This is a genomic window from Helicobacter sp. 'house sparrow 1', from assembly GCF_900199585.1.
Classification (GTDB): domain Bacteria; phylum Campylobacterota; class Campylobacteria; order Campylobacterales; family Helicobacteraceae; genus Helicobacter_H.
The window spans coordinates 54,162-81,150 of record NZ_FZQY01000004.1; the positions used below are offsets into that span (position 1 = coordinate 54,162).

The window sequence follows — 26,989 nt, forward strand, 5'->3', positions numbered from 1 at the left end:
TATTTTATCCAAAAAATAAGATCTATAGCTGGTGGCTTTTAAGCCACTCTAGCATATCTTGCAAATATTGCTCTTTATTTGTTTCATTAAAAACCTCATGGCGACACAATGGATAAAGATATAAACTAACATCACTATACCCCTGATCACAAATATGTTTATAGGCTCTTTTTGCCCCCTTACCAAATCCTCCACAAGCATCTTCTTTGCCGCTTAAAAATAAAATGGGTAATGTAGTTTTTTTTACATCAGGATAATCTGAAAAAACCTGTTTTAATCCCTTTAAAAGATTCTCAAAACTATTAAGCGAAAAGATAAATTGACACTTCTTATCATTGTCATAATCCCTCACTACATCTTTATTGCTACAAATCCAATGTGATGCACTTTTTGGGCTAAGATGATGAAATCTAGAATTAAAATTCCCTAAAACTAAACGATTGATAAGCCTTTGCATTTTGGTTTGTAAAAAGCGATTAAAGCTTACTTTTTTTAGAAAAAAACTAAGTCTTGAACCAAAACCTGCAAAGAAATTTGGGGATGGGGTTCCAGATAGAATCAATGCATCAATTTTATCTTCATAAAGTTGTAAAAAGCGTCTTGATAATAAGGACCCCATGCTATGTCCTAGTAGAATAATTTTTACATTTTCATTTTCTTCCCTAATAATTTGATTTAAAGTTAGCATATCTTTTACTGCATTTTCAAAACCATCTTTTCCCATTTCTCCAAGATAGATACCACCACCAATACTATCTCCATGTCCCCTGTGATCATTAATATATACTTTATAACCTGCTTGTGTAAGTCTCTCACATAGCCACTCATATCGTTCTTTATGTTCTACCATCCCGTGAGCTATTTGTATAACTTTTTTATTAAAATCTTTTGGAATATAACAATCATAAACAATCTCTCCAAAATCACTTTTAAAGGTTAATCCTTTATTTTTCATACCCTCTCTCCCTCTAGCAAAAAGATAATTCCTGCTCCTTGATTGATCTCAATACTTGCACTTTGATAAAAATTTATAAGCTTTCTGTATCGCAAAATTACAGAATCTAAACTTTCAAAATATCTAACATGAGAAGCAAAATCATAGTTTGGAACAGAAATTATCATCTTTGTTTTTGGTTTAAATAATGATAAAAGTTTGAGATCCTCTTCTAAATGTTCCAAAACTTCTAAAATTACAACATAATCAAAACTCTGATCTAAAAGATCTGAATGAAAAATATCCTCTTTCTTAAAAATAAAATTTTTTAATCTTTTTTGCCTAGCCTGCCTAATTGATTCTTGACTAAAATCAATACTACAATAATGCTTCAATCCATTATCTTTTAAAAAGCTTGCAAATTGCCCCACTCCACAACCAATATCTAAGATTTTTTTATCTTCTAGACTTCCTATAAAAAGGAGTAGTTTTTCCCAAGATTTTAAATAGGGAGAACAACTATAATGTTTGAAATAATTACCATTCCACCCACCTGTTTGATACATTTCATCATAGTATCCTGCATCTACTTCTTGTTTTTTCATATTTTAGTTTCAACTAGTTTTAAAAGCTCATTAATAGAATCTTGGCTAATTTGCTGTAGATCTTGAATACTACCTCCATCTTGAATTTTCTTTACAATCCCCATATCAACAATTTGAAATCTTTCATTGCTGATTTTATAGGCGAACTCAATACTTGGGTTTTGATCCAAAAATCCTAAAAATAGGATCTCCAAAGAAACAAAATAATGAACCTTATTCATACTTGCTTTTTCAAAACTTAAGCATTTTTCATATCCCTGCTTAATTAGCATTGATTGAATCATATCCTTTGGGTGATCCACCCACTGGATATCATTATAAATCTCAATCTCACCATTACTCTTTTTTCTAATAATATTTTTATTATTTAATGAAGTAATTGCTGTGATATTTCCGATGCCTATTGTCTTAAACCGACTGCAGTGCCTAGCATTAATATCTCTTGTATCAAGGTCATAATAGGTTCTTTTTGGTATTTCTGATTTGATCTTTACATCAACACATCCAAAAAATAAAATAAAAACTAAAAATAATATAATTTGCTTCATTTCTTTTGTTCCCCAAAAATAGTGTTATAAGGATCCTTTTCAAATTTTTCTAAAATATTTCCACCTCTTTTAAAAAACTGGTCCATATAGTTTAAGCTTGTATTTAGCCTTATCATAAATGGATTAAGTATCTCTCTAGCATTAAAATCCCCATTCTCAACTTGCCGGTTTAAATTTTCTATCAAAGTATTCATATTATTACTCAAAGTTGCAACATTAGCTTGCATATTTTTAAGATTCTGACTTAAAATATCAATAGATTCTATGGTATTGGAAATGTGTTGCATATTATTTTCATTCAATAGCAATTTTAAATTTTGTATTAGAAGCATCATATCTTGACTTATTTTATCAGCCTTCAAAGAAAGTTTCCCAAAAAAGTTTGGCTCAAAATTTAAAATAGCATCTTTTTCCTCTTTTATAAATTCACCCTGATTATTCTGCCTTAATGAAAGATAATTTAATCCTGCTAACCCTTGAGAATCCACAACTAAAGTAGAATTTTTACGAATAGGCACAGTCTTTTTTATCTTTACAATAATTTTAACCACTCCAAGCTTATCTGCCTCAAAACCAATATGATCAATGCTACCTATGGTAATGCCTTTATATCTCACTGGTGTATTAATACCTAATCCAGAAACCTCATTTTCAGTATAAATCACATAGTTTCTATATTCATTTTTATCAAAGTTAAATCTACCCATAATTACAATAAAAATTACTAGAGCACTTAAAATTGAAAAAAATACAATCCCTATAGCTAAAAAGTTTACGCGTCTTTCCAAAATCTTTCTCCTCTTGTGCTATTAAATAGGTTGTCCTTGCAAATTCCATTTCTTGCAACTTGTTCTGAAAACTCCTTTAATGTTCCCTTGAACTCAATTCCTCCATCTTTTAATAAAATAAATCTATCTACCATATCTTTTATTGTGTCTAGATCATGCGTTACAATCACCACACTAAAAGGATTTGTCTCTTTTAGCTCTAAAATCAAATCATCAAATCTCCCTGCACTCAATGGATCAAGACCACTTGTTGGTTCATCTAAAAATAAAATTTCAGGATTTAAAATCATTGCCCTTGCAAGCCCCACTCTTTTTTTCATCCCTCCACTTAATTCATAAGGATACAAATTAAAGGCCTTTCTACTAAGACCCACTCTATCTAGCCACATTTTAGAAACTTCCTTAATAACATTTTTTGGATAATTACTATATTCTTCAAGCATAATACCTACATTTTCTAAAACACTTAAAGAGCTAAATAAGGCGCCAAATTGGAATAAAACACCACAACGATTCAAAATTCTACTCCGATCTAAAAGATCAAGCTTGCAAATATCTTGACCAAAAATTTTAATTTCACCCGAAATTGGCTGATTTAGCATAATCATATTGGCTAATAATGTGCTCTTTCCACTCCCACTGCCACCGAGTATTGCAAAACTTTCTCCCTTATAAACTTCAAAATCAATACTATTGTGAATGATCATATCACCATATGCTGTAGTTAGGTTTTTAACCTCAATAACTTTCTCTCTCACATATCCAACCTTGTGAAAATAATAGAAAAAATAGCATTAATAAAAATAATCCAAAAAAGAGCATTTACAACACTAATAGTTGTAAACTTTCCTACCTGCTCTGTATCTCCTCTTACTTGAAGCCCTCTAAAACAACCAACTAGAGCAATTGCTCCTCCAAAAAATGGTGCCTTGATGATACCCACTAAAAAATTATTCCAACCAACAGTTTCATAAAATCTCTCGGCATATTGCAAAAAGCTTACACCCAATTGCGATTTAATAGCTATCATCCCAGCAAAAATACTTGCAGCATCAGCCAAAAATACCATTAAGGGCATAACAACTACTAGGGCTAAAAATCTAGGAACTACCAAGAAATCCATCAAATTAAAATTCATCACGCGCATTGCATTACTTTCTTCTGTAATATTCATAACCCCAATTTGTGCGGTAAAACTTGATGCGCTTCTACCAGCTAAAACAAGTGCCAAAACAAAAGGCCCCATCTCTCTTAATGATAATTTTGCAGTCATATCTACACTCAAAAGGGGTGCCCCCATTGCTTCAAGTTGAATAGCTCCTTGTAGAGTGATAGCACCACCCACAATAAAAGCAGTCAATAATGCCACTGGCAATGCTCTAAAACCTGCTTCATTTAAGTGATATAAGAAGGATTTCCAACGAAAACGCTTAGGTTCCAAAATACTAAGGTAAATACAAAATAGCATCAAACCAAAAAAATTTAAAAAATCTACAAAATCTCTTATAAAACTATAAATACGATTTCTAAAAGCTCCACAAATAGATATTAATATGTTTTGTTGTTTGGGGTTTGCATCCTTTGATGGCATATAAAGTTTATTAAAATCAGCAATTGCCAATTTAACTATGTCGCTTGCATTTCTATATTCCTCTACTTTTGCATTCAGGAATAAAAAAGTGATGGAAATTAAATCTATTTTTTTTATTTGAGAAAAATCTAATATTATGGAATTATGTTTTTTTGCTTCATTCTCATAATTTTTTAGAATCTTTTTTGGAGTATAAAAATCCCATACACCTTTGATAAAAAATATTACCTGATTACCTTGTATATTAACTTCAAATCCACTACTAGATAGCATTAACTCGCTCATTTTTGGATAAGATTATAGCAGAAGTTATAAAAAGAAGTTGCATAGCAAACTAAATGAATGGGGTTATGAGGATTTTATTTTTTCTATTTTTTTTATGTATTTTTTTTGGATATTCCAATGATGCCTATGAAGAATATGACAATGTCTTTGCTTCTGAAGATGTTAGGCAGGTTTATGAAGAACAAAAATTGGTAAAGCAAAAAAGTGGAAAATATTTAGCCATTAGTCTGGGAACCTCTTATCAGAGAGTTGCAAGATTTATTGCCAATCCAAATGATGGGTCATATATCCCTATTGTCTTAGGACTAAAAACTGGGGCGCAAAGTTTTTTTACAAAAAATATTGGGATTAGGGGATTTTTTGCATTTGATACCTATACAAAAGTTGGAATGGGTAAAAAAGAAGGTTCTCCTACAGCTTTTTTTGGTTTCTTTTCTCTAGGAATTGATGCAATTGCTGAATTTGCGATCACAAAAAGTCAGAAGAATTTTTTGGGAGGTTTTTTTGGTATAGGTTTTGGTGGAGTTTTATATACAGACAGCCAAAACTATCGAGGATTTAAGAATATGTTTATATCTGGGGGCTTTATCGTAGAAGCTGGCTTGGAACTTACACTTATGATTAAACACCGTATCGCCATAGGGGCAAAGGTTACACCTATACAAAAAAATATCTCACAATCCATTGTAGAACGAACTGATATCCTACCTTTTGTAAGTTATCAATATCAATTTTAAGATAAGATCAAAAATCCTAATTGATTAAAAATTATAAAATGACTACTTGTAGCAGTCATTTTATGCCTTGCTCTATAAACCCTTGTAGGGCTTACCCTATATCTTCTTATATAAACACTTAAAAAATAATCTCTGAAGTCCTTACATAATTTAGCTTATATTTAATTTACTCGACTGTCACGCTTTTTGCTAAATTTCTTGGCATATCCACATCATTACCTAGTTTGATTGCAATTTCTAATGCTAGAATCTGTAGCACCACCATCATTGAAAAAAACTCTTCCATATATCCTTTTGCCTTTGGAATAAAAACCATATCATCTGCTACTTCACAATATTGAGAGCTTACCACACAAATTGTCGCATCCCTTGCGCTTAATTCTTCAACATTGCTTTTAACTTTTTCAAATAAAAGATGCTCTGGCATTAATGCAATTGTAAAAAGATGAGAATCTGCTAAGGCAATAGGTCCATGTTTCATTTCACCACTTGCATAGCCCTCAGCATGAAGATAACTAATTTCTTTTAACTTTAATGCTCCCTCTAACGCTAATGGATAAAATACATCTCTGCCAATGAAAAAAAATCCATGTCCGTGTAAATAGCGCTTTGATAAGCGCTTGATTCTTTCGTGTGTTTTAGAATCTACCTTCGTTGCTTTTACTGCCCTTAACATCTCTTGAATTTGAGACTTGATTTCTAAGGAAGTCATTAGCCCTCTTATTTGTGCAATGAAAACTCCCAAAATCCATAAAATTAAGACTTGAGAGGCAAAAGCCTTTGTGCTTGCAACTCCCTTTTCTATACCTACACGAGTTAAAATTACTCTATCACTATCTCTTACAATAGAACTATTATCTACATTGCAAATTGCCAATGTTTTTAATCCATACTTTTTTACAAGTTTAAGAGCTTCAAGTGTATCTGCAGTTTCTCCGCTTTGAGATATTGCAATAAAAAGCTCATCTTCTTGAGTTACAAAGTTTCCATAACGAAACTCACTTGCGATCATAACATTTACTCTTATTTTTGCAATTCTCTCTAAAAGATACTTACCAACCATTGCCGAATGATAGCTTGTCCCACAAGCACAAATTGTAATTGATTTTATATCCTTTAAAAAATCTTCATCTAAATTTTCTAAAGCAATTTTCTCTTCACTCACCCTTCCTATCATTGTCTCTAATAACACATTATGTTGCTCATAGATCTCTTTTTCCATAAAATAACGATAGCCATCTTTTTGTGCAAAAGATTTATTGGTATTTAATAGCTGGATATTCTTTAATTTCTCAAAATCTCCCTCTTGCATAAATCCAAACTCACCATCTTCAAGATAAACAACCTCTTTTGCAAGTCCAATCAAAGGAGTATCTGAACTTGAAAAATAAATTCCTCCTTCACCTTTAGCGATAATAAGTGGAGATCCATTTTTTGCATAAAAGACTTTTGTAGGATCTTTTTTAGTAATGAGTAAAATTGCATAAGCGCCTTTAATTTTTTTTATAGTTTCTTTGAAAGCTTCAAAAGCGGTTTCATAATGTTTTAAATTTTCTTCAAAAAGATGCACGATTACTTCTGTATCAGTTTGTGATAAGAAATGATGACCCTTTAGTTGCAAATCTTCTTTAATCTCTTGGTAATTTTCAATAATTCCATTATGCACTACATTACTAAATTCTGCAATATGTGGATGAGCATTTGCTTCTGTAGGCTTTCCGTGTGTAGCCCATCTTGTATGCCCTATTCCCACTCCAAAATCTTTGGTTTCAAAATCCTTAGTTTTATTTTCAAGGTTTATAATTTTTCCAACAGTCTTAAATGTAAAGAGATCTTGATTCTGCAATACTGCAATTCCAGCACTATCATAACCTCTATATTCTAATTCTTTTAATCCATTAAGTAAAACTTCTTTAATCTCATTCTTACCTATATAGCCTACAATCCCACACATTGATTTTAACTCCCAAAAAACTTATAATGCATTTTATCATAATCAGGGAGATAACTTAAATGGATAGAATTCTTATCCGAGATGAGTGGAAAGAATTACTAAAAGAAGAATTTAATAAACCCTATTTTTATAAAATTAAAGAAAAATACATTCAAGCAAAAAAGCAAGGACAAATTGTTTTTCCTCCAGCAAAACTCACTTTCAATGCTCTAAATCTTACCCCTCCTCATAAGGTCAAGATAGTGATACTAGGGCAAGACCCCTATCACGGAAGTATAATAGTAAATCACCAAGAAATTCCTCAAGCAATGGGACTTAGCTTTTCAGTCCCAAGAGGAGTACCTATTCCTCCAAGCTTGAAAAATATTTATAAGGAATTAGAACAGAGTGTGAATTTTGTCGCTCCAAACCACGGGGATTTAAGTAAATGGGCTAAAAATGGTATCTTACTCTTAAATGCAATTTTTAGTGTTCAAAAAGGGAATCCTGCTTCACATCAAAACTTTGGTTGGGAAGAATTCAGTGATGCTATTATTAAAGCTATCTCTAGTCATCTAAGTGGAGTTGTCTTTATGCTATGGGGAAATTTTGCAAAGAAAAAAGCTTCTCTTATAGACACAAGTAAGCATACAATTATTATGGCACCTCATCCAAGCCCTCTTGCAAAAGGCTTTGTAGGAAGTGGTGTTTTTAAAGATGCAAACCTTGCCCTTAAAAAATACAATAAAGAATCTATGGATTGGGGATTGGATTAAAGATTAGTTATGAAGTTTTTATTCCCCTAAAAACATTTGAATACTATCAATTCCAATTTGTGCACATTTTTCATCAAGACGACCATCCAAAGCCCCATCTACACCAATACCGCCAACAACAAAATTATCTACTACAATGGGCAATCCACCTTCAATAAATACAAAATTATCATTAAGATTTATAAGTCTCTCTGATGCCTTTGTTTCTTCTATATTTTGAACGATTACAGAAGTAGGATTTTTCATTGACATCGCAGTATATGCCTTTTTAAAGCTAGCCTGCAATGTATGAGTTCCTGCTTCTTCATTTTTTATCACTACTAAAGTATTTCCTCTATTATCAACCACAGTCACAGTAACAGCATAACCATCATTTTTGCATTGTTTCATACTTTCCTGTGCAGCTCTAATTGCTAAATCAGTTGTTAAAACAGGATATTGTGGAAGTGCAGCAAATATGCATCCCAAAAAAACAAAGTTTAACACTAAAAATTTTCTCATCACAACCCTTAAAAATATAATATGCAAATATTATAAGGAATTTTCTTTTAATTTCAAAATTAATAATGTTTTGCTTGTGTTAGAACTTGTACCCAAAAGTAATTTTAACATTTAGACCTGGTTCTGGTAGAGCTTTTCTTACACTATTTATAAGTTCATTTGAACTTCCATCTGCTTCTACTTTAAAGGGCGAAGCTTGATTAATATAATATTGGTTAAAAAGATTTTCAATTGCAAAATAAAGACTATAGTTTTTATATTTTGGATTTGTATAAGTCAAATAAATATTATGAATGCTATAGCCTTTTTTGTCTATATAAGAAATCTCATCATTATAAATATCATAACCATCATAAGCAACTCTTTGAACAAACCTACTCACCCAGGAAAGATTAAGACCTATAGACTTAAAGTCATATGCTAACTTGATAATGTATGTATTTCCAACAGTTGCACCTAACTCATAGGTATCTGCAAGAAGTCTTCCTCTAGTTGTAGGAAAACTTCTTGAAAACGAAAAGCTTGCTAAAAAGTCTTTATAAAAATAATCAATACCTGCCTCAACTCCATAAATATTAATCAAGGAATCTAAGTTATTTCTAATTACATAATCCCCTATGTTTTCTCTTGCTCTTCCATAACTATTAATAAAATCTTTAATAGTCTGATAAAAAACTGCCCCACGAATTGCAAAATTATCATTTGAATAATCAATATTTAACTCTACATTTTGACCTTTTTCTGCCTTTAATTTTGGATCAATTAAAATTTTATCATCTTGCAACAATAAAGCATCTCCAGGTAAAGCACCCCTTGTAACATAAGAATAAGATACCTTTATATCCATTGATTCAATGGGATTATAAATAATAATAGCAGATGGTGAAAATCCCCAAGTATGATGATTTTGTGAATTTTTATCAAAATAAAAATAAGAATCATATCTACTACCTGCACCAATATTTAAATTATCCAAAATATAGTAATTTGCCTGAATATAACCTCCTATAATATGAGCATCTTCTCTACCTCTTTGATTGGCATTAATTATTTTTTGTGCTTTGTCCATTACAATCATTCCTTGATAATTTAAACCATATTCAAAAGTATTTCTGTTATTTCTATTTATAGGATGAATCACATTTAAATCAAAACCATAATTATCTAAAAAAATATCCCTTGGTGTGGTCCCTTCTTTATCTTCTTCATTTTGAACCACCTGATAAGGTGTAAGATTTACATTTCTAATACTTCCATATGAAGTGGCCTTTATTTTAGGCTGATTAAACTCACTGCCACCCATTCTTTCATAAATTAAAGAAAAATTATTATTAGTATTTTTGTGTTTAAAAAGCTGTTGTGCAAAATTAACACCATTATTTAAAGAGGGATCCACTCCTGTAATATTTGCCCTAAAAGGTCTCGTAGCATAATCATATGTAAGATTGTAACTAAGTGTTAATTTATCTTTTTGTGTGAGAAACAAATTCCCCTTAACCAATAAATTATTTTGCATTGAAGGAGAACCCAAAACTTTATCATCAGGAGTTGGATGAAAAAGATTTGTAAAAGTATGTTTGCCATCACGATAATAAAAAATATCCTGAAAGTCATAATATACTAGGAGATCAAAAAATTTATGATCACTTCCATAAAGAGCAATATTTTCCTTGATACCAAAATTACTAAAAAATGAAGTGCCCAATTTAAAACCAAATTTTTGATCAGGTTTTAAAAAATCACTTGCATCTTTGGTAGTAAGTAATATACTACCTGCTAATGCCCCAGGTCCTGCAGAGGCATTAGCTGCACCTTTTGTAATTTCTATACTCTTTAACATTGAAGGGTCAAAAAGTAAATTTCCCTGATGATGGAATGCATTCCCATTTTGGGCACTTCCATCAATACTTACTCTCAAAAGCCTATCTTCTATACCCCTTACATAAACTTTTTGAGCCATCATACCACCGCCTCCAACATCAATTGCAGCTTGATCTGAAAAAACTTCACTAAAATTATTTACTTGTTTTTCATCAAGTTCTTTTCCAGAAAGATATGTTTTGTTGTTTGCATTAAATTCCTTTAATGCGGTAGTATTAATATCATCAAGCTCTTTATCAACTATTTCTTGAGAAAGAGCATAAGAAACCAACAATATAAAACCGAAATATCTTTTAGACATAAAAAATCCTTATAATTATGATAATTGTTATCATAAATAATACAATAAAAAAATTAGAAAGTAATTTTAGTTTTTATGCCTACAATGCAATCATCAAGGATATCTGGTTTTTTAATACTGATTTTCATAGTTTTCAAGCAAAAAAATTCTTTTTTTAAAGATGAAGAAATATCCTTGATTGCATCTTCTAAAAGAAAATATTTATTTGTTATAAAAAGTTCTTTAATTTTATCTTTAACCAAAACATAATCTAAAAAGTTTTTATCTTGATACTCAAAAATTGCATCAATAATAATTCTTTGTGGATTTTTTCTTTCTGAAGGCAAAATACCTATAATGGTATCAAACTCCAATTTTTCAATAATTATTGAAAAAGTATCAGACAATTTTTTTTTCCTCTCCTTTTAGTAAGCGCTTGATATTTGGAATATGGGTATAAAGAATCAAAATTCCAATCAAAACTACAGGAACATGGGAATGGATTTGTTTTAAAATATTAATACTAGTTGGCAAATTAAAATAATAAGGGATAATGAAAGTGAATAAAATACCACTTAAAACACCTAATAAACTAGATAAAGAAGAAATTTTTAGAATCTTTCCTATAAATCCCCAAACAAATAATCCTAAAATTCCTTCAACTGGTATGAGTAATATTACAGAACCAATTGAAGTAGCAACACCTTTACCCCCGCTAAAATTTAAATAAGGACTATAACAATGCCCTACAATTGCTAATACCGCTATCATCCATTGCACAGAATATTCTAGTCCAAAAAGTTTTGCAAACAAAACTACAACTAATCCCTTTGTAGCATCTAAAATAATTGTTAAAATAGAAAAAGTTCTTGCCTTTTTAGGATTAATTTGTTTAATTGAGCGATAGACATTAGTAGCACCTATACTTCCTGAACCAACTGCTCTAATATCTATTCCAAAAAACAGTTTTGTTAAAATTAATCCAAAAGGAATTCCTCCAAACAAATAAGCAATCAAATAAAAAATAATATTAATATTTGTAACTAGATTCATTACATCATTTATCATATTTTCCCTTAAAAACGACCTTTTAATCCTTCTTACTTACTGACCAAGCAAGGGATATAATCCATCCTATGAAAGTAAAACCAAAAAAAAGATTGATAACTAAAATACCATATCTACTGCTATGTTTCCTTTTAATAGCAATAAAAGTGGGTAAAAAATAAATAAAAAAACAAAGGATTCCAATAAATATTGCTACAGCCCAATGCCAAGTAAAAAAAGAATTTTCATTTATAATTTCAATACCATCTATAATTTGCATCTTTGAAACCATCTCATACATCTAAATGTTTAACATTCTTGGCATTTTCTTGAATATAAGCTCTTCTAGGTTCAACTTCATCACCCATAAATAATGTAAAAATTTCATTAGCCTTTTCATCATCTTCTAACTTCACTTTTATCAAAGTTCTATTTTGAGGTGTCATTGTTGTTTCCCAAAGCTGTTCAGGATTCATCTCTCCTAAACCTTTATAACGTTGGATGTAAGCACCTTTTTTAGCAGAATCTTCTATTTCTTCAAGCAATTCAATTAAATCTTTGTTTTTTGCAAAACTTAGATCTCTTTCTATAACCTTGTTATAGATAAAATATGCTTCCTCAAAAAAGTTATCTATAAATAGATTCTCATCAATAGTCATTTCAACCAAACCTATTTTAGTCTGGATATAAAGGATAATTTTTTCTTGTGAAATAATTTTGCTTAAGATATTGCATTCTATACTTTGTAAAAATGTTTCAATTTTTTCATACATTTCCTCAAAACTTAAAGAAATATATTCTCGGTTTTCTATTAAAAATTTAATAAGTTCAATCATAGGATAACGCTTTTCTAATTCTCTTAATACACTCCTATAATGAGCAATGTACTTTAAAATTTCTAAAAGCTCTTTATTACCAATACCTTCAAAACTAAAATTTTCAATCCCATTTTCTATGAGATATTCACTTAAGGCTTTTTCATCTTTTAGATAAATTTCTTTTTTACCCTTTTTAAATCTATAAAGTGGTGGTTGGGCAATATAAACATGTCCATTTTCTATAAGTGGCTTTAAATAACGGTAGAAAAAAGTCATCAAAAGTGTCTGTATATGACTACCATCAACATCAGCATCTGTCATTATAATAATTTTGTGATAGCGTAATTTTTCTAAATCAAATTCATCACCAATTCCACAACCAAAGGCAGTAATCATATTTTTGATTTCATCTGATTTTAAAATTTTATCAAGACGAGATTTTTCAACATTTAAAATTTTACCTCTCAAAGGTAGGATAGCTTGATAAACCCTGTCTCTTCCCTGCTTTGCACTTCCTCCCGCACTATCACCCTCAACAAGATAAATTTCAGATTCTCTAGGATCTTTACTTTGACAATCTGCAAGTTTTCCTGGCAAGGTTCCTACAGATAAAGAATCTTTTTTTCTTGTTAATTCCCTTGCTTTTTTTGCAGCTTCTCTTCCTCTTGCAGCAAGTAAAGCTTTTTGCATTATTGCTCTTGCTTCATTTGGATTTTCTTCAAAAAACTTTGCAAGTTTTTCATAAGTAAGTTTTTGAACAATCGGTTTTACAAATGAACTACCTAATTTTCCCTTGGTTTGTCCCTCAAATTGAGGTTCCATAATCTTTGTAGAGATGATTGCTACAAGGCCTTCTCTTACATCTTCACCTTGGATTTTAGAATCTTTTTCTCTTGCACTCGCATTTGCCTCAATATAATTCATAATAGCACGACTAAGACCTGTTCTAAAACCTGCTTCGTGAGTTCCTCCATCAGGTGTTCTAATATTATTTACAAAACTTAAAACCTTTTCATCATAGCCTTCATTATAAGCCAAAGCAATTTCTACTTCTGTATCTTCTTCAGAAGCTTGAAAACTAATAATTGGAGAAATAAAAGGCTTTTTATTAATGTCTTCTACAAACTGATGCAATCCATTTTCAAAATGATATTTTTCTTCTCTACCTGTTCTTTCATCTTTGAAAAATAAAGTTACATTTTGGTTTAAATAAGCCATCTCTTTGAAACGCTTAGTTAAAACCTCTGGATCAAAATCCAATACTTCCATTACTTCCCCATCAGGGAAAAATTCTATTGTTGTTCCGTGTTCCTTTGTTTCTCCAATAATTTCTAAATCTGTTGTAGGAATACCTTTTTGAAACTCTTGACGATAAATATTTCCATTTTTTTTGATTGTCATAATTAATTTTTTAGACAATGCATTAACAACACTAACCCCAACACCATGTAATCCACCAGATACTTTATAAGTGTCTTTATCAAATTTACCACCAGCATGCAAAACAGTTAAAACAACTGTTGCTGCAGGCAAATTTTCTGTAGGATGCATATCTACAGGAATACCCCTACCATTATCTTCAATAATGGCGCTTCCTTCACTTGTGAGAGTAACTTTTATTACATCACAATGACCAGCCATCGCCTCATCAATGGAATTATCCACAACTTCATAAATCATATGATGTAATCCATTGATATTTGTATCCCCAATATACATACCAGGACGTTTTCTTACAGCTTCTAATCCTTTTAGAACTTTTATATTACTTGCGCCATATTCCTTATTTTCCATATAAATCCTTATCTATCAGATTACCGGTAGAATAATCGTAGAAAAATTACCATCTTTAACTACAAAAGGAGTATTTGATTCATTGATACAAATTTCAAATTCTTGAGATTCAATTTGTGTAAGAAATTCCAGCATATATTTAGAATCAATTCCTATTGAAAAATCATTAGTTAGTTGTGTATTAAAATCCATCTTTGTTTGAGCTTGTTCTGAACTATCTGCTGACATTGTTTCAAACAAGATTTCATTACTTTTAAATGTCATTTTAAATTTTTGAGATAAAGAATTTATAAGCTTAATTGCATCCACAATCTCATTTTTAGGAAGTTTCATTTGGATTTTAAATTCTTTTGGAATTATTTTTTCATAATCAGGGAATCTGTCATTGATTAGCTTTGTGAAAAAAGTATAGTACTGATTTTTTATTGTTAGTTGTGTATCACTATAAAAAATTTCCATTTCATCTGAGAATAATTTTACTATCTCATTAATAGCTTTTTTAGGAAGTATAATAGAAAAACTTTCAACAGACTGTATATCCTGTCTTACTAAGGCTAATCTTCTTGTATCAGTTGAAACAAAACTAAAGTGAAAGTCTTTTAGTTCTAATAAAGCTCCTGTAAGAGAGATTTTTTGATTATTTCCATCAATGGCAGGAGTTACCTTTCTTAGTGATTGTATAAAATTAGAAGTATCAATATTTATTCTTTTTTCTTCTTGGTTTTTTATATTTTTTGGAAATTCATTTGTATCAAACATAGGTAGTTTAAATTTAGATGTTCCTTGTGTAATATAGATATTTTGAGTATCTGTTTCTAATGTTAAATTTCCATCTTTAAGTCTTTTTATGATATCTAATATTTTTTTTCCATTAACAGTTGCATTGCCATCTATTTCTTTTTTTATTTCAATTTGTGTATCTAGTCCTATTTCATAATCAGTTGCTTTTAATAAAACTTTATTTTCTCGAGTTTCAAGATATATATGAGATGTAATTTGAGAGGAATCTTTTTTATCTAAAAAAGCTTGTAAGTGATTGAGAACATTTTCAAAACTGTCTTTGTTAATATCAAATTTCATATAAAATCCTTATAGAATTTATTTTTAGTAATATTAGTATATTTGTGAAAAATGTGAAAAGGAACTTAGAATTGCCAAAGAATCGTTATTTACAAAGTATTTTTTCTTTGGCAATTTTTCACAAAAATGTCCCTTAATTGTATCTAAAAATAATAAAATAAATTTTAGAGTTTGTTTTTTATTTCATCAATTAAGAGCTTTAAAGATGGATTTTCTTCAATTTCTTTGTTTATGGTTGATATTGCTTTAGAAACTGCACTATGATCTTTCATATTAAGAGATTGAGCAATCATTGTCATGGAATTTGGAATGATTTGTCTTGATAAATAAATCACAATTCTTCTTGCTTTTGCAATGTTTTTATGCTTATTTTTTGATGAGATTTCACTAGGCTTGATATTAAATTCCTTGGCAACAGTCTTGATAATATTATCAATAGTTATATTTTCATAACTTTCTTTTTGAGTATCTTTAAGTGCGTTCTTTGCACTTGTTAGAGTAATTGTTTGTCCAAATAATAAAGATTGTGCATTTAATTTAATAATTAGACCCTCAATTTGTCTAATGTTTTCTCCGACATTTGAGGCCAAAAATTCTATAACATCTTGACTGATATCAATCCTATTTATAATACATTTTTGTTTAATAATTTCAATTTTTGTTTCAAGACCTGGGGGTTGTATATCTGCTGTTATACCCCACTCAAATCTTGATTTTAATCTTTCTTCTAATCCAATGATTTGTTTTAAACTTTTGTCTGCTGTTAAAACAATTTGTTTGTTTTTTGAATGTAAGTCATTAAAAGTGTGAAAAAATTCTTCTTGAATTTGTTGTTTTCCACCAAAAAACTGAACATCATCAATGAGTAAATAATCACAATTGCGATATTTTTCTCTAAATTTTTCCATACTATTATTCTGTAATCTTGAGACATAATCATTCATAAACTGCTCTGCGGTAACATAAATTACAACTTTATTTTTTTCAATTACCTTATTACCAATGGCATTTAAAAGATGTGTTTTTCCCAATCCAGTTCCACCATAAAATAAAACAGGATTATAATTTTTTGCTTGTTTTTCAGAAATTTGTTTTGCAATTTCATATGCAAATTTATTGGATTCTCCACAAATAAAGGTGTGAAAAGTATAGGAGGGATTTAAAATAGTCTCTGTTTTTTGAATGATTTGTTTTGAAGTTTTCACATTCTTTTTTTGAGTTTCTGAAGTAAAACGAATTTGAGGCCTTATGTTATAGTATTTTTCTATAACATTTAAGATCTTATCGCTGTAGTTTGTTTGTATCCAATTGGCAAGAAAAATATTTGGAGCACAAAATACTAAAATATCCTGTTTTGAGGAGTTTTCATTATATTTTATTTTGGAAATATAGGTTTTAAAGTCAGCTTCTTCAAACTCTTTTTTAAAGATTTCCTCAAAGTTTTTTTGTGTCATTTTTTAATAAAACCCTCGTTTTCACATATGTGAAATATTTGTGAAAAAATTGATATGATTATATCAAAAAATGGTCTTAAGATGAACATATTAGGTATTGATCCAGGTAGTAGAAATTGTGGCTATGCAATCATAAAATTAGATTATGGAAAACTTTCCTTAATTGAAGCAGGGTTTATAAAAATTAAAGAAAGGGTATTACAATATCAAATTACAGAATTTATTGATGGTATTGATTTAGTTTTAAAGAATCATAGAATTGATAGTGTTGCCATTGAAGATATATTTTATGCTTATAATCCAAAAAGTGTTATCAAACTTGCTCAATTTAGAGGTGCTTTAAGTCTAAAGATATTGCAAGATTTTGGTAATTTTTCAGAATATACCCCTTTACAAGTAAAAAAGGCATTAACTGGAAATGGCAAGGCTAGTAAGAATCAAGTTGCTTTTATGGTGAAAAGAATCTTAAATATCAAGGGTGAAATCAAACCACTTGATATCACAGATGCAATTGCTGTAGCAATTACTCATTCTCAGAGAATTTAATATATTTCTCCCATTCATAAGCACTTTGTATGATTGTGTTTAAGTTGTCATATTTTGGAATCCAATTTGTTAATTCTAAAATTTTTTTATTATCTGCAATTAATTTTGCTGGATCACCCAATCTTCTAGGTTGATTTTCTACAATAAAATCTTGCTTTGTTATTGTTTTTACTGCATTAATGACTTCAGCAACACTATAACCTTTAGAATAACCTACATTAAAAATATTAGATTTTTTATTTTCTAATAAATAATCATAAGCACTTAAATGAGCGCTTGCTAAATCATCAATATGTAAATAATCTCTAATGCATGTTCCATCTTCTGTATCATAATCATTTCCAAAGATTCCCATTTTTTCTCTTTTTCCTACAGCACATTCTAAAGCTATTTTTATTAAATGGGTGGCTTTTTTGCTTCTTTGACCAAGACCAGATTTATGAATATCTAGTTGATTTTTCATACTTGCACCTGCTACATTGAAATATCTTAAAGCAATATAATTAAAATCATAGACTCTACTCATATCTTCTAAAATTTTTTCACTCATTAACTTTGAAGAACCATAAGGATTAATAGGACAAGGGAAAAAATCTTCATTAATTTTCTCAAAATTTCCTTTAGGCTCTCCATAAACTGCTGCTGTAGAAGAAAAAATGAAATTTTTTACACCATATTTGATACAAAGTTGTGCAAGATAAATTGTATTTATTACATTATTTCCATAATAAAGGAGTGGATTTTTTGTAGATTCTTCAACAATTAGTGATGCTGCAAAATGTAAAATGCATTTGATTTTATTATTTCTAAAAACCTCTTCAAGTTTTTCTATTTCATTTAAGTTTATTTCTAAAAAAGTAATTCTTTCTTTAAAAATGCTCTTTAAATAATTAAAGTTATCCAAGAATCCTGTAGATAAATTATCAACAATGATTATATGATTTTGTGTTTTTTCTAGAAATTCTAGTATTGTATGTGATCCAATATAACCACAACCACCAGTTACTAAAATAGTATCCATATAAAACTCCTAGTTGTTGAAGATTTTTCCTAAGTATAAGATAGTCTATTTGAAAGTTGCATAAAAAATATTACTTTGAGTGAAAAAGTAATAAATATTTTTTTCATATGATAAAAATAAATATTTTTTGGATATATTAGCGCATCTAAGTGTTTACAATATCTTATGAAAATACTTATTGAATGGAGATAAATAATGAAGAAGGATAATAAAAAAATGAGAGGGATTCATGAAGCATACGCTAAAGATCCTCATAAAGCAGATTTAGATATTTTTGGAAGAGAAGTTGATCCAATTACAAGGAGAGGATTTTTAAAAAAATCTTCCCTTTTGGCTATGGCTTCAATTATAGGTTCAAATATACCATTTGCAAGTAATATGCCAGGAGGTTTGATGCCTGCTTTATTTGCAAATAGTGATGCGCCTTTTAGTTTTCCTGGTAAAGATGGATTGATTTATTTAAATGATAGACCAATTGCTGCTGAAACACCACCTCAATTTCTTGACAGTCCTTTTACCGAAGCTAAGTATTTTTTCATTAGAAATAATGGAAATGCACCAGATGAAAAGGATTTAGATCCTAAAAACTGGACTTTAGAGATTTCAGGAGAATCTTGTATCAAACCTCAAACTTTTACAATTGATGATTTGAAGAAAAAATTTAAAACTTATACTTATGCTTTAACAATTGAGTGTGGAGGTAATAACAGAGCTGAAATAGTTCCAGCAACAAAGGGAAATCAATGGGAAATGGGAGCTGTTTGTTGCGGAAGATGGACAGGGGTGAGATTAAAAGATGTTCTTGAGTATTGTGGAATTAAAAAAGATGCTGTTTACATTGGGTATTATGGTGCAGATATACGCCTTGATGGTAATACTGATAAGCATGTTATTTCAAGAGGGGTTCCAATGAGCAAAGCTCTTGAAGATGAAAGTCTTATTGCTTGGGAGTATGAGGGAGAGCCCATACCTTACATAAATGGGTTTCCTTTAAGACTTGTTATTGGTGGTTGGTCTGCAAGTGTTTCAGGAAAATGGCTAAAAAAGATTGTAATTCGTAACAAGGTTCATGATGGTGAAAAGATGAATGGACAATCTTATCGTATGCCATGTAATCCTGTTGCGCCAGGAGAAAAAGTTGAAGATAAAGATATGTGCATCTTAGAATCCATGGTTGTTAAATCACTGATTACTTATCCAGTTTCTGGAATTAAAACCCCATTAAATAAACAACTTGATTTAAGAGGAAAGGCTTGGGCAGGCGATCGAAGTGTAAAAGAAGTTTTTGTAAGTATTGATTTTGGAGCAACTTGGAAGAAAGCAGAACTTAAAAAACCATTAAATAGATTAGCTTGGCAAGAATGGAAAACAACTGTAAAATTCCCAAAAGAGGGTTATTATGAGGTGTGGGCAAGAGCAGTTGATGATCATGGTGTATCTCAGCCAATGGTGCTTCCAGGTTGGAATCCAAGAGGGTATTTAAATAATGCTTGTCATAGGATTGCTGTTCGCGTAATCTAAAGGAATGTTATGAAAAAAGTATTTTTTATTTTAGTTTTTAGCATAATGGGTTATGCGGTTGAAATAGATCAAGAGACGGGGTTAAAAATTGCTGATGGTTTTGAAGAAGTAAAGACTAATTGCACTGTGTGCCATTCTGCACAACTTTTTACAAAAGCAAAAGGAAATCGTGAAGAATGGCTTGCATCAATTCGATGGATGCAAGCTACTCAAGGGCTTTGGGAATTTGATCCTAAAACAGAAGATATAATACTTAACTATCTTTCTACTAATTATCCTCAAACTAATGATTCTAAAAGAAGACCTTTGCTTAAGGATAAATATTTACCAACAAAATAATTTAAATAATCTTTATAATTTGTAAGATTCTGATAATCCAGATCTTACAAATAGTTGTTAAAATTCAAAATTAATTTTTCTAGGAAGCTTCCAAAGAAAGGTGTATATGATAGAAAAGAGCATTCAATCTTTTGATACAAGAACTTTAACCATGTCTATTTTAGTAAGTCCTTCTATGTCTAATTTTAGTGGGGTGATGCATGGAGGAGAATTATTAAAGTTATTGGATCAAGTTGCTTATACATGTGCGACAAGATATTGTGGGGTGGGTGTTGTTACAATGGCTGTTGATAGCGTAATTTTCAAGCAACCAATTCCAATAGGTTCCTTACTAACTTTTTTAGCAAGTGTAAATTATACCGGGAAAACAAGTTGTGAAGTTGGCATCAAAGTTATTAGTGAAGATATTAAAAGTAAAGTTGTTCAACATTGTAATAGTTGTTATTTTACGATGGTGGCCATTGAAAATGGTAAAAAAGTTCCAGTTCCACAGTTTAAACCTGAAACAGAGACACAAAAGCGTAGATGGGACAATGCTATATTAAGAAGAAAGAGACTACAGAAGTAGATTCTCTAGGCTTTCTTCTTGCATATAAATTTTTATAAAATTTTGTGATTCTTCTTGGATGTCTTTGTTTCCATAATAATCTAAAAATATTTCTTTATCAACTTGTGTAAGATAAATAATTCCAATGATTTCTTCTTTTTTCTTTTTAAAACAAAGCTCAATATATTTATAAAAAGTCTTTCCAATAGTTAAAAGATCCCTTTTTGTCTTTGATATTAATCCATAAAGTGGTATTTTTTCTTGGATAAAACAATTATTTTGATAAAGATGATATTGAAGAGTTGGGATACTGCTATTTTTAATAAATTTTTGCTCAATATTGATGCCAAAAATAAGATCTTTTTGTGATTTTATATTAAAGGATTTGAGATACTCTTGAAGACTGATATGGCTTTTTTCAAAATTATTTTCAGAATTAATTAAAAAATTAAGCAAGCTATCCACATTTTTGTTTAGTTGTTCAATTTTTGCATTTGTTTGTTCAAAAATATTTTTTTGATTTGCAATTTCTACACAGGCTCGGTTAAACATACTCTCCAGGGTTTGAATATAGCTTTTTTGTTCATTGATAATCTTTTCGTAATCCTTTTTCATTGTTTATCCTTAAGTTTTATCCCTAAAAGTATAGCATTGATATAACTTTGTATGTCAGCTAAATTTTTATAGGCAATATCAAACCCTACTCCGTGATCTACGGAGGTTCTAAGAATAGGTATATTTAATGTCACATTAATACTTTGAGAAAAATAGAGTGCCTTTAGTGGAGCAAGTCCAATATCATGATAAAAGGCTATATAATATTTATATTTTTTTCTTTGAGAAGGAGTAAAAGCAGAATCTGCACTGATGGGACCTTGAAAAATTTCATGCTTTAGATCATAATTTACTTCATCTATTGTTTCTTTAATGATAAAGTCTTCTTTTCCAATGATTCCATTATCACCACAATGAGGATTCAAGCCCAAAACAGCAATATTTTTTTCTTTAATGCATTTATAAAAATCTAAAAAAAATTTTTTTAGATTTTCTTTTTTGATAAGCGTGCTTACTTTATTGAGTGGAATATGATCTGAAAAAAGAGCAACAAACATTTCTTCGCAACCAAGCATCATAATTCCATCTTTTTGATAACGCTCCCTAAGATAGTCTGTATGTCCAATGTTTTCAATTCCAGCTTCTTTCCAAGCAAATTTATGTATGGGTAATGTAGTGATAAAATCTACCAGTCCACTATCTGCTAAATCACAAGCCATTAAAAAGCTAGAATAACTATAAAGTCCAGAATCCGCACAGATTTTTCCAACATTTATTGATGGAATTTTTGTATTTAAATCTATGAAATTCGCTTTAGCTGGAAAATCTAAATTTAATTTTTTTGCAATCTCTTGTAACAATTCCTTATGAATACAATAAAAAGGCTGACAATACTTTTCAATAATATGATGAGATTTTAATAAAATCTCAGGCCCAATCCCATTGATATCCCCAACACAAATAGCAACCTTATACATTAAATTCCTCTAATGATTTTTACCAATTGTTACAATTAAAACTATCTTCATATTTAAAAAGTTTAGTTGATTAAATCCAACATATCTTTTATTGCTTTTTCTAGTCCTACAAACACGGATTTTGCGATGATACTTTGACCGATATTAAGTTCTTCAATTTCAGAAATTTTTGCAATTTCTTTCACATTGAGATAATTGAGTCCATGCCCTGCACAGACATAAAGTCCTAAATCTTTTGATTTTTTAACAATGGTTTTAATTTCTCTTATTGCATCATCTAGTAAGGATTTTAAGTCTTTGTCTTCTAGGCTTTTTATACTATTTGGAGTTCTCTTAAGATTACTATAAAGCATCAAAAAAATATTTGCATATTTTCCAGTATGAATTTCTATACCATTAGCTTTATACTCCTTAGAAAGTTCTATAGATTCTAAGCAAGGGTCTATGAAAGTTGTTACGAGTATATTTTGACTCTGAAATAATTTTATTACATCTTTAATTTTTATATGAGTCATAGACAAACCTCCCTCTGTAGTAACCTCTTCTCTTTTTTCCGGAACCAAGGTTACTTTATAGGGTTTTTGATTACAAATAAAATCAACAATCTCATCATTGATAGAACATTCAATATTTACAGGAAGAGGAGAGGATTGAATAATTCTTTTTACATCAAGATCATTAATATGTCTTCTATCCTCACGCAAGTGAATAGTAATTTGTGAAACTCCTGTATTCTTTGCAATAAAAATAGCCTCTAATGGATCGGGATCATTGATTTTTCTGGCTTCTCTAAGAGTTGCTATGTGATCGATATTTAGTCCAAGTCTCATTCTTTTTCCTTAATAATAAAATCTCTTTTTTATTTCCAAAAATATCTTTTCAAAAGTAGCTTCTTCTTTCTCAAAAAAAGATTGATTGTTTTTTCTTTTAAAACCAGAAGTGATATATTTTTTTACTATGCTTAAAACTTCTTGCGCATTTTTACAATGATACATTAATTTGTTATCTAATAAATATTTGTCGTGGAATAAAAAAAGAGATCGTGTGGATATTGTAGGAATTCCAAGATAGCAGGATTCTAGATTCATTGTTCCACCACCACCTATTAGCATATCAATAAAGGGATAAAAATCTTGAGGTGGAAGTTTGTTTTCCAGGATTGTTAGATTTTTTGTATCAGAAAACTGATTTTTTAAATCATCAATTCCATATCTTGGCATTAGTACTAAATTTACTTCAAGATTTTGTAATAAGCCAATACAATCATAAATAATTGGATTTTTTTCTTTAACATAGTGGGCTTTGTATTCTTCTTCTCTAATTAAAATTGTGGGTTTTGTATCATCTAATTTATATCTTTTTCTAAAATCATTACCAGCAGGAAGATTTTTTAACCAAATAGCCACATCAATGAAATTGTAGGGAATAATATTTTTGGGTTCTATTCCTAGATTACTATAGCATTTTTCAGGAACTACAAAAGGTCTAAAAATCAAGTTGCTTAGGGGCAGGGTAAGCTTTGCTACGACAGTAGTTTTATCTGTTGAAAAAAAGTTGCTTGCCAATGGGGTATCAGAAAATTGAATAATGGGAATTCCTAGTGCAAATGCGGTTTGAGTTCCCTCTACACTTACACCTGTGATAAAAATTTTTGGAATCCCAGTCTTTTGAAATAGTTTTAAAAAATCTTTTTGTCTCTTCAATCTTGAGTTAAATTTATCAAGCTTGCTCGCCCCTCCATAACTTCCCAATGATATTGCTTCAATTTGAAATAATTTTAAGAGTTTATAACACTCATTGTAATCTTTAGATTTTCTAGTAGTGATAACCACCTCATCAAGATTTTTTAATAAAGGGATGAGATTTTTAAAAAACAAAACATATTTTGGATCAGTAATATCTAACCAAATCAAAATTCAAAATCCCCATCTTTTCCTTTATTCATGCTTTCATACACAGCCTTGACATATTCTTCTCTTGTTTGACAATCTAAAACCTTCTCACATTCCAAACAAGACTTTTTGCCTTTATTTTTTTGACATTCTTGAAGGAGCTCTAATTTTTTGTCCAAATTTAATACATAAGAATCTAAAGGTGTATTCACTCAATTTTCCTTGAAAAATGATTTTAATTTCTGAATTTCTTGTTTGCTACCAAAATAGCAGGGAGTAGTCTCATGAAGACTATTGCAAGGCAAATCCAATAATCTTTGCTTGCCATCAATTGCTTCACCACCACAAAGTTCAAACAAATGAGCAAATGGAAAAACCTCAAAGAGTTTTCTTAGTTTTCCCTCTTTTGCATCACTTGTTGAGGGATAGCTAAATAATCCCCCTCCTTTGATAAGTATCTGGTGCAAGTCAGGAACCATTCCTCCAGAATACCTTAATCGATAGCCTTCATTAAAAAGTGATTGGATAAAAGCTCTATGCGAATTGCTCCAATTTTTTTGAGTTCCACCTGTTGCATTGATTTTTCCTTTCTCTTTTAAACTAAAGGGTGTTTTCTCTTTCCAGTTCTCTCCATCAAAGGATAAGTGAGTAATTTTTGTATCTCCAAAAACAATTTCTAGTCTTGGACCATATATAATATAAGCACTAGCCTTGAGATTTTTAGCATCAAATTCCTTGGTATAGATTCCAAAAATTGAGCCTATGCTTAAATTGCTATCAAAGAGACTAGAACCATCTAATGGATCATAGGCAATAAGATAATCCCCACTTTCTTTTAAAATAGCCTCTTTTTTTTCCTCACTACAAACACCCTTGATAGAATCCAAACTTAAAAGCTTTTTTTCAATAATTTTATCAGCCATTACATCAACTTGTAATTGTTGATCACCACTGCTATTACTACTTTCAAGATAATTTGTATCTGATTTCAACAATAAGATTTGAATTTCTTGAGCAATTTCCTTAAGCAAACAAAAAACTTTTTGCATTTTTTTACCTTAAATTTTTTACTTAAATTATATCTTAATTATGTTTTATGCTATCCTTTGGAAAAACTTTAGGATATTTTCTATGTTGGTTGCCCCTAGTATTTTGTCTGCAAATTTTTTAAGACTAGAAGAAGAAATAAAAAGTATCTGTGAGGCTGGTGCAGATTTTATTCATATTGATATTATGGATGGCCATTTTGTTCCCAATCTTACTTTTGGTCCAGTAGTTTTAAAGGGAGTTAAAGAAGTAGCCACTAAGCCACTAGATATACATCTTATGGTAGAAAACTTACCATTTTTTATTGATTTATTTGCTCCATTAAAACCAAAGTATATGAGCGTGCATATTGAAGAGACAAAGCACCTGCATCGTATAATTCAGCAAATTAGGGATTATGATATTTCTCCAGCAGTTGTTTTAAATCCTCATACAAGTGAAGAAACTCTAAGATATATTATTCAAGATATTGATATGGTTCTTTTAATGAGTGTTAATCCTGGATTTGGAGGGCAAGAATTTATTCCTAGTGTGCTAGAAAAAGCTAAAAGATTAAAAGAATTAATCTATAACAAAAACCCAGATTGTTTGATTGAAGTTGATGGTGGGGTTAGCAATAAAAATATTCTTGATTTAAAGCAATGTGGTGTTGATATTGTTGTTGCAGGGAGCTATATTTTTTCTCAAAAAGATTACACAAAGGCTATTTCTTCTTTACGCTAAATGATTTACAATAAGGTTTATTCAAAGTTTCAAAAAAATAAGGTTACAAGGCAATCCTTTTTAGATTATATGAAGGAGTATTTGCATCTTGATGATAGCAGTTTGGTATTAGAAGTTTTAAAAGGATTGGGTTTTTGGTTTTTAGATCGGGGTGATTTTTTTGAACTAGGGACTTCTTATCAAGATATTGAAACTGCAACTTTTTGTTTTGTGGATATTGAAACAACAGGTTCAAAGCCCTTTCAATCTCAAATTATAGAAATAGGGGCAATTAAATATTGTAATGGAAAAATAATAGATAATTTCCAAACGCTTGTATATGCAGATTTCGTGCCAGATAGTATTGTAGAATTAACAGGAATTAATACACAAATGTTAAAAGATGCTCCTAGAGAAAAACAAGTTTTAAGTGACTTTAGGGACTTTTTAGGGAATAGTGTTTTTGTAGCACATAATGTTAATTTTGATTATTCTTTCATAAGCAAAAGAAATGAGGTATATGGGAATATTGGTTTATTAAACCCTAGATTATGTACAGTTGAGCTTTCAAAAAAAGCAATTTTGTCTTTACGACACTCCCTTGCTTATTTAAATAAGTTTTTGGGTATCAATATCCCAGATAATCATAGAGCATACTCTGATGCATTGGCTTGTCTTAGGGTATTTGAGATAGCAAAGTTAAGCTTACCTAGTGATGTAAGAAGTGTTCAAGACCTTATAGAATTTTCAAGAGGAAAGAGGTTTTAACCCTAAGATTTTGTGGTCTTAG

The 26,989-nt window shown here is 30.0% G+C and carries 30 protein-coding genes; 8 read left to right on the forward strand and 22 right to left on the reverse strand.

Translation table 11 applies throughout. The features are described 5' to 3' along the window. Positions 1-22 precede the first annotated feature (22 nt). Genes C6H31_RS00670 through C6H31_RS00695 form a run of 6 tightly spaced genes read right to left on the reverse strand, consistent with a single transcriptional unit; the run spans position 23 to position 4,739 of the window. Positions 23-955 (reverse strand): alpha/beta hydrolase, encoded by a 933-nt coding sequence (locus C6H31_RS00670; protein WP_104696892.1) that lies wholly within the window; start codon positions 953-955, stop codon positions 23-25. Next, complete coding sequence (locus tag C6H31_RS00675; protein ID WP_104696893.1) at positions 952-1,539, reverse strand: class I SAM-dependent methyltransferase; 588 nt, start codon at positions 1,537-1,539, stop codon at positions 952-954. The genes C6H31_RS00670 and C6H31_RS00675 overlap by 4 nt, the downstream gene beginning before the upstream one ends. Then, positions 1,536-2,087 (reverse strand): ABC-type transport auxiliary lipoprotein family protein, encoded by a 552-nt coding sequence (locus C6H31_RS00680; protein WP_104696894.1) that lies wholly within the window; start codon positions 2,085-2,087, stop codon positions 1,536-1,538. Before C6H31_RS00680 ends, C6H31_RS00675 begins: the two co-directional genes overlap by 4 nt. Continuing rightward, the gene (locus tag C6H31_RS00685) at positions 2,084-2,875 is read right to left on the reverse strand and encodes an MlaD family protein (RefSeq protein WP_104696895.1); all 792 of its coding nucleotides are present in this window, start codon (positions 2,873-2,875) and stop codon (positions 2,084-2,086) included. The genes C6H31_RS00680 and C6H31_RS00685 overlap by 4 nt, the downstream gene beginning before the upstream one ends. Then, positions 2,860-3,582: an ABC transporter ATP-binding protein gene (locus C6H31_RS00690; protein WP_104697352.1), complete on the reverse strand. Its 723-nt coding sequence runs from the start codon at positions 3,580-3,582 to the stop codon at positions 2,860-2,862. Before C6H31_RS00690 ends, C6H31_RS00685 begins: the two co-directional genes overlap by 16 nt. Before the next feature lie 47 nt (positions 3,583-3,629). Beyond that, positions 3,630-4,739, reverse strand: coding sequence for an MlaE family lipid ABC transporter permease subunit (locus C6H31_RS00695; RefSeq protein ID WP_233709918.1), 1,110 nt, complete (start codon positions 4,737-4,739; stop codon positions 3,630-3,632). Positions 4,740-4,816: 77 nt separating this feature from the next. Here C6H31_RS00695 and C6H31_RS00700 point away from each other — a divergent pair, with 77 nt between their 5' ends. Continuing rightward, positions 4,817-5,488, forward strand: coding sequence for an outer membrane beta-barrel protein (locus tag C6H31_RS00700; RefSeq protein ID WP_158654726.1), 672 nt, complete (start codon positions 4,817-4,819; stop codon positions 5,486-5,488). Positions 5,489-5,654: 166 nt separating this feature from the next. On the opposite strand, the gene glmS is transcribed toward C6H31_RS00700, so the two are convergent. After that, positions 5,655-7,442, reverse strand: a complete 1,788-nt coding sequence (gene glmS, locus C6H31_RS00705) for a glutamine--fructose-6-phosphate transaminase (isomerizing) (protein WP_104696897.1) — start codon at positions 7,440-7,442, stop codon at positions 5,655-5,657. A gap of 59 nt (positions 7,443-7,501) precedes the next feature. Between glmS and ung the strand changes: the two genes are divergently transcribed. Beyond that, positions 7,502-8,197, forward strand: coding sequence for a uracil-DNA glycosylase (gene ung / locus C6H31_RS00710; protein ID WP_104696898.1), 696 nt, complete (start codon positions 7,502-7,504; stop codon positions 8,195-8,197). A gap of 18 nt (positions 8,198-8,215) precedes the next feature. Here ung and C6H31_RS00715 read toward each other — a convergent pair whose 3' ends face one another. The 8 genes from C6H31_RS00715 to dnaA all read right to left on the reverse strand — a co-directional run bounded on the left by C6H31_RS00715 (position 8,216) and on the right by dnaA (position 17,052). Further along, a complete protein-coding gene (locus C6H31_RS00715; protein WP_104696899.1) occupies positions 8,216-8,698 on the reverse strand; it encodes a GlcG/HbpS family heme-binding protein in 483 nt (160 codons plus the stop codon). Between the two features lie 79 nt (positions 8,699-8,777). Continuing rightward, on the reverse strand, positions 8,778-10,880 hold the full coding sequence (locus C6H31_RS00720; protein WP_104696900.1) for a TonB-dependent receptor domain-containing protein: 2,103 nt from the start codon (positions 10,878-10,880) through the stop codon (positions 8,778-8,780). A 53-nt stretch (positions 10,881-10,933) separates the two neighbouring features. After that, on the reverse strand, positions 10,934-11,266 hold the full coding sequence (locus C6H31_RS00725) for a dihydroneopterin aldolase (RefSeq protein ID WP_104696901.1): 333 nt from the start codon (positions 11,264-11,266) through the stop codon (positions 10,934-10,936). Beyond that, positions 11,259-11,927 carry a glycerol-3-phosphate 1-O-acyltransferase PlsY gene (gene plsY, locus C6H31_RS00730; RefSeq protein ID WP_442778065.1) on the reverse strand — a complete coding sequence of 223 codons (669 nt, stop codon included), beginning with the start codon at positions 11,925-11,927 and terminating at the stop codon, positions 11,259-11,261. The genes C6H31_RS00725 and plsY overlap by 8 nt, the downstream gene beginning before the upstream one ends. 22 nt (positions 11,928-11,949) lie before the next feature. After that, positions 11,950-12,186 carry a superinfection immunity protein gene (locus C6H31_RS00735; RefSeq protein ID WP_104697355.1) on the reverse strand — a complete coding sequence of 79 codons (237 nt, stop codon included), beginning with the start codon at positions 12,184-12,186 and terminating at the stop codon, positions 11,950-11,952. 13 nt (positions 12,187-12,199) lie between these two features. Next, entirely contained in the window at positions 12,200-14,518 is a 2,319-nt protein-coding gene (gene gyrB, locus C6H31_RS00740) for a DNA topoisomerase (ATP-hydrolyzing) subunit B (protein ID WP_104696902.1), read from the reverse strand. Positions 14,519-14,533: 15 nt separating this feature from the next. Next, on the reverse strand, positions 14,534-15,598 hold the full coding sequence (dnaN, locus tag C6H31_RS00745) for a DNA polymerase III subunit beta (RefSeq protein WP_104696903.1): 1,065 nt from the start codon (positions 15,596-15,598) through the stop codon (positions 14,534-14,536). A gap of 164 nt (positions 15,599-15,762) precedes the next feature. Beyond that, positions 15,763-17,052, reverse strand: coding sequence for a chromosomal replication initiator protein DnaA (dnaA, locus tag C6H31_RS00750; protein WP_104696904.1), 1,290 nt, complete (start codon positions 17,050-17,052; stop codon positions 15,763-15,765). An 81-nt stretch (positions 17,053-17,133) separates the two neighbouring features. On the opposite strand from dnaA, the gene ruvC reads away from it, so the two are divergent. Then, positions 17,134-17,598 (forward strand): crossover junction endodeoxyribonuclease RuvC, encoded by a 465-nt coding sequence (gene ruvC / locus C6H31_RS00755; RefSeq protein WP_104696905.1) that lies wholly within the window; start codon positions 17,134-17,136, stop codon positions 17,596-17,598. On the opposite strand, the gene galE is transcribed toward ruvC, so the two are convergent. Further along, positions 17,576-18,619: a UDP-glucose 4-epimerase GalE gene (gene galE, locus C6H31_RS00760; RefSeq protein WP_104696906.1), complete on the reverse strand. Its 1,044-nt coding sequence runs from the start codon at positions 18,617-18,619 to the stop codon at positions 17,576-17,578. The genes ruvC and galE overlap by 23 nt on opposite strands. A gap of 195 nt (positions 18,620-18,814) precedes the next feature. On the opposite strand from galE, the gene C6H31_RS00765 reads away from it, so the two are divergent. The 3 genes from C6H31_RS00765 to C6H31_RS00775 all read left to right on the forward strand — a co-directional run bounded on the left by C6H31_RS00765 (position 18,815) and on the right by C6H31_RS00775 (position 21,047). Then, on the forward strand, positions 18,815-20,140 hold the full coding sequence (locus C6H31_RS00765; protein WP_104696907.1) for a sulfite oxidase: 1,326 nt from the start codon (positions 18,815-18,817) through the stop codon (positions 20,138-20,140). Positions 20,141-20,149: 9 nt separating this feature from the next. After that, the gene (locus C6H31_RS00770; RefSeq protein WP_104696908.1) at positions 20,150-20,479 is read left to right on the forward strand and encodes a hypothetical protein; all 330 of its coding nucleotides are present in this window, start codon (positions 20,150-20,152) and stop codon (positions 20,477-20,479) included. 106 nt (positions 20,480-20,585) lie between these two features. Then, the gene (locus C6H31_RS00775; RefSeq protein WP_104696909.1) at positions 20,586-21,047 is read left to right on the forward strand and encodes an acyl-CoA thioesterase; all 462 of its coding nucleotides are present in this window, start codon (positions 20,586-20,588) and stop codon (positions 21,045-21,047) included. Here C6H31_RS00775 and C6H31_RS06995 read toward each other — a convergent pair. The 6 genes from C6H31_RS06995 to C6H31_RS00800 all read right to left on the reverse strand — a co-directional run bounded on the left by C6H31_RS06995 (position 21,036) and on the right by C6H31_RS00800 (position 25,499). Continuing rightward, positions 21,036-21,641, reverse strand: coding sequence for a hypothetical protein (locus tag C6H31_RS06995; RefSeq protein WP_158654727.1), 606 nt, complete (start codon positions 21,639-21,641; stop codon positions 21,036-21,038). The genes C6H31_RS00775 and C6H31_RS06995 overlap by 12 nt on opposite strands. Then, positions 21,638-22,558 carry a 4-hydroxythreonine-4-phosphate dehydrogenase gene (gene pdxA, locus C6H31_RS00780; RefSeq protein WP_104696910.1) on the reverse strand — a complete coding sequence of 307 codons (921 nt, stop codon included), beginning with the start codon at positions 22,556-22,558 and terminating at the stop codon, positions 21,638-21,640. Before pdxA ends, C6H31_RS06995 begins: the two co-directional genes overlap by 4 nt. Positions 22,559-22,620: 62 nt before the next feature. Further along, on the reverse strand, positions 22,621-23,388 hold the full coding sequence (locus tag C6H31_RS00785; RefSeq protein WP_104696911.1) for a pyridoxine 5'-phosphate synthase: 768 nt from the start codon (positions 23,386-23,388) through the stop codon (positions 22,621-22,623). A 9-nt stretch (positions 23,389-23,397) separates the two neighbouring features. Beyond that, positions 23,398-24,471 carry a DUF354 domain-containing protein gene (locus tag C6H31_RS00790; RefSeq protein ID WP_104696912.1) on the reverse strand — a complete coding sequence of 358 codons (1,074 nt, stop codon included), beginning with the start codon at positions 24,469-24,471 and terminating at the stop codon, positions 23,398-23,400. After that, complete coding sequence (locus C6H31_RS00795; protein WP_104696913.1) at positions 24,468-24,662, reverse strand: hypothetical protein; 195 nt, start codon at positions 24,660-24,662, stop codon at positions 24,468-24,470. The genes C6H31_RS00790 and C6H31_RS00795 overlap by 4 nt, the downstream gene beginning before the upstream one ends. Then, on the reverse strand, positions 24,663-25,499 hold the full coding sequence (locus tag C6H31_RS00800) for a class 1 fructose-bisphosphatase (RefSeq protein WP_104696914.1): 837 nt from the start codon (positions 25,497-25,499) through the stop codon (positions 24,663-24,665). A gap of 82 nt (positions 25,500-25,581) precedes the next feature. On the opposite strand from C6H31_RS00800, the gene rpe reads away from it, so the two are divergent. Together rpe and C6H31_RS00810 are read left to right on the forward strand one after the other, a co-directional pair. After that, positions 25,582-26,220, forward strand: coding sequence for a ribulose-phosphate 3-epimerase (rpe, locus tag C6H31_RS00805; RefSeq protein WP_104696915.1), 639 nt, complete (start codon positions 25,582-25,584; stop codon positions 26,218-26,220). Further along, positions 26,221-26,967 carry a 3'-5' exonuclease gene (locus C6H31_RS00810; protein ID WP_104696916.1) on the forward strand — a complete coding sequence of 249 codons (747 nt, stop codon included), beginning with the start codon at positions 26,221-26,223 and terminating at the stop codon, positions 26,965-26,967. It begins immediately after the preceding gene. Positions 26,968-26,989 lie beyond the last annotated feature (22 nt).